The organism is Moorena sp. SIO4E2 (genome assembly GCF_010671945.1).
GTDB lineage: Bacteria > Cyanobacteriota > Cyanobacteriia > Cyanobacteriales > Coleofasciculaceae > Moorena > Moorena producens.
The window spans coordinates 1-7,535 of record NZ_JAAHIE010000371.1 but is presented as its reverse complement, the minus strand read 5'-3'; the positions used below and the strand labels follow the sequence as shown (position 1 = coordinate 7,535).

General features: G+C 40.5%; 6 protein-coding genes and 1 pseudogene. 2 read left to right on the top strand and 5 right to left on the bottom strand.

Annotated elements, in window-relative coordinates; all coding sequences use genetic code 11:
• Positions 1–454: pseudogene (locus F6K37_RS27545) on the top strand (hypothetical protein); the annotation flags it as partial.
• A gap of 166 nt (positions 455–620) precedes the next feature.
• On the opposite strand, the gene F6K37_RS27540 reads toward F6K37_RS27545, so the two are convergent.
• From F6K37_RS27540 to F6K37_RS27520, 5 genes are read right to left on the bottom strand one after another with little or no spacing between them, the layout of a single operon-like run.
• Positions 621–1,748, bottom strand: a complete 1,128-nt coding sequence (locus F6K37_RS27540) for a pyridoxal phosphate-dependent aminotransferase (RefSeq protein WP_287253585.1) — start codon at positions 1,746–1,748, stop codon at positions 621–623.
• Between the two features lie 47 nt (positions 1,749–1,795).
• On the bottom strand, positions 1,796–2,659 hold the full coding sequence (locus tag F6K37_RS27535) for a LynF/TruF/PatF family peptide O-prenyltransferase (RefSeq protein WP_287253583.1): 864 nt from the start codon (positions 2,657–2,659) through the stop codon (positions 1,796–1,798).
• A complete protein-coding gene (locus tag F6K37_RS27530; protein ID WP_287253581.1) occupies positions 2,659–4,134 on the bottom strand; it encodes a flavin-containing monooxygenase in 1,476 nt (491 codons plus the stop codon). The genes F6K37_RS27535 and F6K37_RS27530 overlap by 1 nt, the downstream gene beginning before the upstream one ends.
• A gap of 8 nt (positions 4,135–4,142) precedes the next feature.
• Positions 4,143–5,186, bottom strand: a complete 1,044-nt coding sequence (locus F6K37_RS27525) for a hydroxymethylglutaryl-CoA lyase-like TIM-barrel protein (protein WP_287253580.1) — start codon at positions 5,184–5,186, stop codon at positions 4,143–4,145.
• 48 nt (positions 5,187–5,234) lie between these two features.
• Entirely contained in the window at positions 5,235–6,191 is a 957-nt protein-coding gene (locus tag F6K37_RS27520) for a hypothetical protein (protein ID WP_287253578.1), read from the bottom strand.
• A 674-nt stretch (positions 6,192–6,865) separates the two neighbouring features.
• Between F6K37_RS27520 and F6K37_RS27515 the strand changes: the two genes are divergently transcribed.
• Positions 6,866–7,318: a helix-turn-helix domain-containing protein gene (locus tag F6K37_RS27515; protein WP_287253576.1), complete on the top strand. Its 453-nt coding sequence runs from the start codon at positions 6,866–6,868 to the stop codon at positions 7,316–7,318.
• The last annotated feature ends 217 nt before the right edge of the window (positions 7,319–7,535 follow it).

Below are 7,535 nucleotides of genomic sequence, written 5' to 3'. Positions count from 1 at the left end.
CGAGCAAGTAGAAAGAACTTATACCTCAAAAATTTGTGCTGCTGATTCTGTTCAGTTTAACGGTGGATTAATACTTTGGAGAAATAATTATGATGGCAATACTCTATTTGAAACTTGGCATAAAGAATGGAGCAGATTTAAACAGCAAGATCAATTAGCTTTGAGCCGAGCAATTCAGGAAACTAAAACTAAAATTGCACATATACCATCTGCTTATAATTATCCGATTCCTTTTATTTTAAATATCTTAAATATCAGTCAGATAGAAGAGATAGAGCAGCTCAATAAATTAAAACCAGACCTTCCTCAATTGAGGGATATTCAACTTATTCATTGCTATCAATCAATAACATTATATTCAAATATTTTCAAGGAAGTTGCTATAAGATTAATGCCTGATGCCACTGAAAAAGCCTTAAGATGCTTAAAGTCTATAAGTAAAGTCTATAAGTGAATGTTAGTTGGGGGCATCTCAATTATGCAATTAACCAAAAATTATGGCTAATTGCTAATTGGCTAGCCCCATTTAATCCCCCAGAAAAATCGCCAGTACTTTTAGGCTTGTGGTAGTATTTTTATTGAAAATTAACTAATTACTGGGTTAATTGAAATGGGTTAATCTAAAATAAAATAGAGTTGAGCAGATATTGCGGTCTTACAGGACACAAACGGAAATATTCTGGCGCTCCAAATATACTACCAAGGGCGGCTTTTACATGGCGGCCATTTATAATAATGTGTTTGCTAGGAGCCGCTGTAGCTTCTGAGTCTTGATACTTAGCCCAAACATAAACAGCACCAGAACTTTCAACAGGATACTGATGCTTCAATAGTTGGTCAACTGTAGATTTAAGATTTTGTTTCGTCACCCTAACTAAAGCTTGGATATGATTAATTAAACGCTCATCCTCAAGAATTGAAGCTGAAGCGCACTGGGCAAGTGAACTAACGCAAGAAGCATAACTGGCGCGAAAATTTCGTATTTTATCTATAGTGCTTTCATCAGAAACAAAAAAACCAATTCTCAGACCTCCCAAACCTAACATTTTGGTCATGGAATCAACATGGATCAAGTTTTGGCTTTGAGATGAATTAATTCTCCCTAAAATAGTAGCTGCTGATTCCTTTGTACTAGCAAAAACCCGATATACCTCATCCGATATAACTTTAACCTGATAGTCTTGAGCCCTGTTTACTATTCGATTAAGTTCTATCTGAGATATTTCTGCACCCGTGGGATTGTTAGGAAAATTCACAACTAAAACGGAGGGTTGGTAAGTAGAAATTTCATTAATAATCACATCGGCGACGTTTTTATCTCTGGGATCGTAGGTGCGAATTACTGCTCCTAAAGCTTGCGCCCACATATAATAAGGAGACCAGCCAGGTTTTGGTAAAAGGATTGTATCCTTTGGCTGCAAGCTAATCAAAAAAGCCATCCACAAAGCTTCTTTGGCTCCAGATGTAATCAATATTTTCTCTTCATTAATGCTATTGCCTGCTTTGAAGAGGTAACTGGCGTATGCAGAGCGTAAGCTTTTCATCCCTTGGGAATCAACATAACCTAACGGTGCTTCTTTCATACTAGTTAAAATTAGCTCTTTAATCCAGTTAGGCTGGTCAAGCTGAATCTCGCCAATAGACAAATCTACGAGGTCTGTTCGAGAAATGTCTGTTGCCACAGATGTGGGATAACCCTTGAAATTGGTTTGAAAACTGGTGAGAATGCTATCGATATATTGATTCATAACAAAAGAGCGATCGCTACACGCCTGGGTAATATAAACTCTCGGTACTATGGCATCATGTAATACATATTCAGGTTCTCAATTGACCCAGCGAGTAATTCCCGTTCGCTCAAGGATACATGAATACGTTCCACTTGTTTACCCTGATAATGAGCATGGACTCTACTTGCCATTTCATGCCCTAACTTATTGATAAAGTTGTTAGCATCAAGTAAATCCAAATGCAAGGTTTTATCTTGATTACCTTTACTAAAGGCAACTGTCAGTTCATCACAAGCATTTAATAGTTGCAGAGCCTGGGGTGACAAAACTTTCCTCAGCCTCTGTTGCACATCTACCTGCTGCCATTCTTTAGAGTCAATTTCAGGATAAAGTTTGATGGTGCTATGACCATCTAAGAAAAAATCAAAACCGATGAGCAGCTTGTTATTCACAATCAATGTGCGCACATCTTCCCTTTCTCCATGGAGAGATATTGCTGCTTCCAGCTTTTCTGGATAGTCCTCAATAATAAACCAGATTTTTAACCGAGAATTGGCTTTTTCTGGGCGCAAATCGACTCCAGCAGCAATCTTTTTGACTTTGCTCCAATCAAAGCGATCGCTATAAAATTTCTGGAAGAGACTATAATCTAACTGTGCCTTATCCATTGCTTCCACTGCTCGGAAGAACTCCAACACCCCGTTGATTTCCTTAGGAAAATATTGCCGATCTCGAAACCAGAGGTTAAAGCGAGCAGGATAAAGCTGATCTCCGGCAATTTTGCAAGAACACTCAATTGTGTAACCCCCTGCTTTTTCCACCAAATGCTTGAAGAGTTCCAGAGGATAAATATCTGGTATTTTAAACGCTTGTTGGTGGGCTTCAAGATAGCGTATATTCTTATCGATATCTAACAAATTCTGAGTCATTATTTGTGTTCCATTTGATTATTTTTATTTAACAATTCCTGTTGGAGATTATGGTAACCAGAAGGGTTAATCGGTAATAAATATTCGGCAATTAGATTCCAGCCGTATCTATGAGGATTAACCCCCAAGTCAGTAATCAGTTGATCGATCGGTTTAAACATCGACTGAGGTATACATTTGTTAGGATCTATGGAATCATAGGTACTTTCAATCACCTCTAGCATCTGTTGACGGGAAGGTACTTTCAGATTCCCTTTGAGATACTCCGTTAACCAACGAGCGCTCACCTCTGACATTAAAGAACCAAATATTCCGCCGTTGTAGCCATTAAAACCCATCCGAGGAATGTCAGGATGTATCATGTTGCGGTACATTAAAACAAGTCCCCGGTCATCAAGTATCTTTTGGCGGTATTCCGGTGAAAGAAAAGGAATGTCTTTACGAAATCCAGTCCCGAAAATAACCACATCTGCCTGCAAACTTTCGCCATTTGCCAGTTTGACACCACCCGGAACGAATCGTGCAATTTCCGTCTTCTTAGTTTTGAGTTTGCCAGAGCGGATGTGTTTGTAGAAGTCTACACTAGATAGCCTGATATACAAACGACAGTTCACTAATTTATCAATGGCTTGTTCGGGACGCATTCCACAACTATCAATACGCAATTGAAGGCGGAGACAAATTTCTAATAGCCGCCAAAAAGCCCACGATAAAGGCTTTGGGATCTGATACAGTGGACTTTCAGCCCCATGAACAAATTGAGAAAAACGGGATAATACAATATACTGGACGTGGAACAAACCTAAAATATACTCAGGTAACTTCCACGTGGTTTTACGGAAAATGAGAGTACATTCTTGTGCTTTATCCACAGCATAGGCGGCGATATCAGCAGAGGAATTGCCAAAACCTACCACGGCGACGCGCTTACCCGAAATCACAGAAGCATCGTTGAATTCGGTGGAATGCAACACTACTCCACCATTAGCCTTAAATTCTTCCACACCGGGTAAAGTAGGCATTTTGGGCGTACTGAATACACCGTTACAGACGACTATAAAATCAAAGAAGTACTTTACATCTTTGATTTGTCCCTCATTTTCATCCTGAAACCTGACCTTAACTTCCCATCCTGGTTGATTGTCAGTCCGTTTTTCAACTTTAATTACATTAGCCCCATACTTAATTCTATCTAAAACACCAAAGTGCTGAGCGTAGGATTTTAAGTAATCCCTTATATGTTCCGCCGTTGGTCGCAGCGGGTAAGATTGGGGCATGGGATAGTCGGAAAAAGAGTAGATATTACCGGGGGTTTGAGTAGTCAGTTCTGGGTAAGTCCGTGACTTTTCCCAAACCCCACCAAGTCCCTTTTGCTTCTCAAATACTGTAACTTGGTAACCCTCTTCTAAGAAAGTTTTTGCCGTGACCAAGCCAGTTACTCCTGCACCAATGATGCCAACTTGTTTAATTTCCATCCGGCAATTTATAGTAATTGATGGAGCGACTGAAAGTTTTTTTGAATTTTACTCCAATTTTGAGTAAACCTCGAAGCAGCTAAACTATTTGTAAACCCTCGATCTTGGGCAATTTCATGTAAGAGTTCATCTTCAGGGGGAATTAAATTATAAGCCCCAACAGTTTGAAATAGCAGATCCTCTGCTTGAGGAATGCTCTTGTATTTACCTATCTCTGCAATTGCTGTTAGTAATGGTTCTAAATGATAGTCTTGATAGCCTTGGGCTATCGCAGAAAGACACCACAATTCTGAACGGAGATTGCCTGCACTCCGTCCCAGTCCTAAAATGGAAGAGTCTATATATGTTGCTCCTGACTGAGCAGCTGCTAAGGAGTTAGCAAATGCTAGTGAAAGAAAATCATGGGCATGAAATCCTAGGGGAACCTCGATGATTGACCTGAGATGACTATAAATAGCTTTCAGTTGGCTAGGATAGAAAGCTGAACAAGTATCGGCTAAGTAAATCAGGTTTGGAGATAGTTTTTTAACCAGTTTGTCACAGTTTGCCTCAAGTTCGTCTTGGCTATATCTTGAGGAACAAACAAGATTGATTGAAATAGATAGACCGGCTGCTCTGGCGGCTGGAATGTGTTTTTCTAACTGCTCCCACCAATTCGGTAAATAAACAAACCGCAATAAAGAAATCCCGGATTGTTTAATTTTTTCAAAATCAGGGTTTTTATTCAGTCCTGTGGGATGGATCATCAGCGCAAAATTGACATCTGGATATTCCGAGGTTAATTCTTGAGCCAGACTTAAGGGAAAATCACTTGTAATCCCTGGTGAATCGATACCATGGATTTTTTGTAAATCTGACATTCCTCCATAATAACCAAGTTCTATGAAAGAAAAACCTGCCTGGACTAGAGCGCGAACAATACGCCTAATTGAAGACTCCTGCCATTGAAAGTTAACGGCAAAACTTCCATCCCGTAATGTAACATCCAAAAGGGTCGGATTGGGAAACAGAGGATTATGGTTTATTTGAGGGCGAAAAAACTCTGGCACCATTAACTTTTCTCCTGTTAGTAGATTCTAGAACTTACCTCTGGCCTCCGACTAACGCTTGCCAAAAACCATCCACTCACCTTGGGCAATTTTTTTGCCTTTGCGGACTTGATGCCAAGCTTCCTTGGCTGACATAGCATAGCGATCGATATCCGATTGTACGGCGTTAAGTATTTCTTGTCCTTCTAATCCTTCACGTCGAGCTGCTTCTACAATGGCGATCGCCTCAGTGGCATAGTATTTAAATTCTATGTTTTTCTCTTCTTCTACCTGAGAGTATCCAGGCAAAATTGTTTCCGGCGCACTCTGAATTTTTACATCAAATACTATTAGTTCGGGAGTATAACCACAAGTTTGATGTAAATTGAAGACTATTTCTAGTGGCACTCGTCCGCTAATTCCGGTTATGACGCCTCCTCCTGGGTACAATCGTTCATAAGCTTGCTGTAAGCAAAGATAGTGAGAACCAAGCAAGTAACTGTCTAAAATCTCCGGCACTTCCCCCTGTTCCCTATCGAAGAATATTGTTGAATTTATTCCCTCTTTCAAATCTACGTCTTGCGGCTTTTGCAGTACAGGAAGGTTCTCGTATATCAGGGAAAATTTCTGTTCCGCTGGAATACAGGAAAGCAAACTACCGACATAATCGTAGATTTTTACTTTAGTTCCCGGCTCTAGATGCAACTCAACATTCTCTCGTGCAGCAGCAACAATTTCTGGCAGCACATCTGTAATAGTTACTGAATCTAGGTCAAAGATTTCAATTGCACCTAACGCATCTAGTCCGTTACCTGTGCCAAGAGCTAAAAAGTCTTTCACATTCATCCGAAGCGCCAGTCTGGCAAACGCTCTAAAGCCACTTGCCAGTACAGACTCCTGGGAATCAGCTTCGAGAGGGCAGGTATTTTCATTAAACTTCAGATAAATCGGCCTTCGCACTCGTTTAGGCTCATAAGGAGCTAAATACTCGGAGGCATCAAAGTTTTTGACATTAAGAGATATGGTCATGGATATGGGGAAAAATTTACTCTAAATTTACTCTTGTGGATTATATCACTTTTCGGCAGTAATATAGCAATCCGATATGATTGATAAAATCTAGCGGGATTAGCGATTGCTATAACCCTTTTTCGGATTGCTATACCAATTATTACAGGACTTACGCAATAAAAATTCGGTCACCCTGTGATCCGAAGTTCTCTGTCTTGATGCATCAAGAATGCATCAAGACAGGAAAGCTAATCTTTACGCAGATGCTCTAATTACTTGTCTTTTTGGAATTGATAAGCTAGCAATCAATATCTGACGCATCCGGTCACCAAGTGGTGCTGCCGGCTCCCATACAATAATCTCCACTAGCATCTGAAGCATCTCCTCCATTGGTTTACTCAAAACGATAACCTGAGTGAGTTTAATTAAACATAAATCCCTGAAGAAACAACTAATGGCAAACTGAACCCATTCCATTCAATGTCATAGTCTTTCCCATGGCATCATTTCTTCATCATTTTTTTAGATTTTTTTTTTGCTAAATAAAAATCAACATTATTCCAATACCCCTTGAGCTTGTCAAGGGCTTTGATCAATTTTTCCAGTACAGACCAGATTTTTATCTCAAGTTGGTCTAAATCTTTAGGTTTTCTGTTATAGTACAAGTATCGGTAGAGTTTAAGGAGCTAGTTATGAACAAGTGCGTTTGTACCACTGAAGCCGCTGCTCTCCTTGGTATTTCTTCTCGACGATTGCGACAACTCCTCGACGCCGGTCGGGTTCGTGGTGCCTATAAAAGTGGTAAATTCTGGATTATTCCTCTGGTCAACGGTCTGCCCCAAATTACCAAAGGCAGTCGTGGCCCGAAGGGCAAATGGCGCAAAAATCGTGCTCCGGCTCTAGCTAAGATTAATGTCAACCGCAATCGGATTGGCACCAACAATGGTAAGCCTCCCCAACAGCGTCAGCCAGTGATTTCGGTCAAACGCAGCGGCAACAATCTCTATGGCAACCAGGTAGAAATCCTCGGTCCATGTCGGATTGTGTATCAGCCGGACAAGCCTCTCGATTGTGGCGCTCGTTTGTGGATTGAAACCTTTAGCGATGTTCACTTCATTGGTGGCTGTTTTCCTGCTACTAGCTAATTTGGCGGTGCGACCCCGCGCTTTTAGATAGTTAATTGCCATTAACTAGCCTCTACTGTTTTAGTCTGGTTTTGATAGGCAGCCTCTTTTTCAGCTTTAAACTGTCGGAGTTTTTCAATAAAAGGAGGAGGATTTTTACGCTATTTATGAGGGAAATCCTGTAGGAAAATAGCTTACTATTGCTCAGGATAAATTATCTACCCCACTCTTCGCCACC

Excerpts from the sequence above, each read along its gene's own strand:
- F6K37_RS27530 (WP_287253581.1), bottom strand. The coding sequence starts at position 4,134 with ATGGAAATTAAACAAGTTGGCATCATTGGTGCAGGAGTAACTGGCTTG.
- F6K37_RS27520 (WP_287253578.1), bottom strand. The coding sequence starts at position 6,191 with ATGACCATATCTCTTAATGTCAAAAACTTTGATGCCTCCGAGTATTTA.
- F6K37_RS27515 (WP_287253576.1), top strand. The coding sequence starts at position 6,866 with ATGAACAAGTGCGTTTGTACCACTGAAGCCGCTGCTCTCCTTGGTATT.
- F6K37_RS27540 (WP_287253585.1), bottom strand. The coding sequence starts at position 1,748 with ATGAATCAATATATCGATAGCATTCTCACCAGTTTTCAAACCAATTTC.
- F6K37_RS27525 (WP_287253580.1), bottom strand. The coding sequence starts at position 5,186 with ATGGTGCCAGAGTTTTTTCGCCCTCAAATAAACCATAATCCTCTGTTT.
- F6K37_RS27535 (WP_287253583.1), bottom strand. The coding sequence starts at position 2,659 with ATGACTCAGAATTTGTTAGATATCGATAAGAATATACGCTATCTTGAA.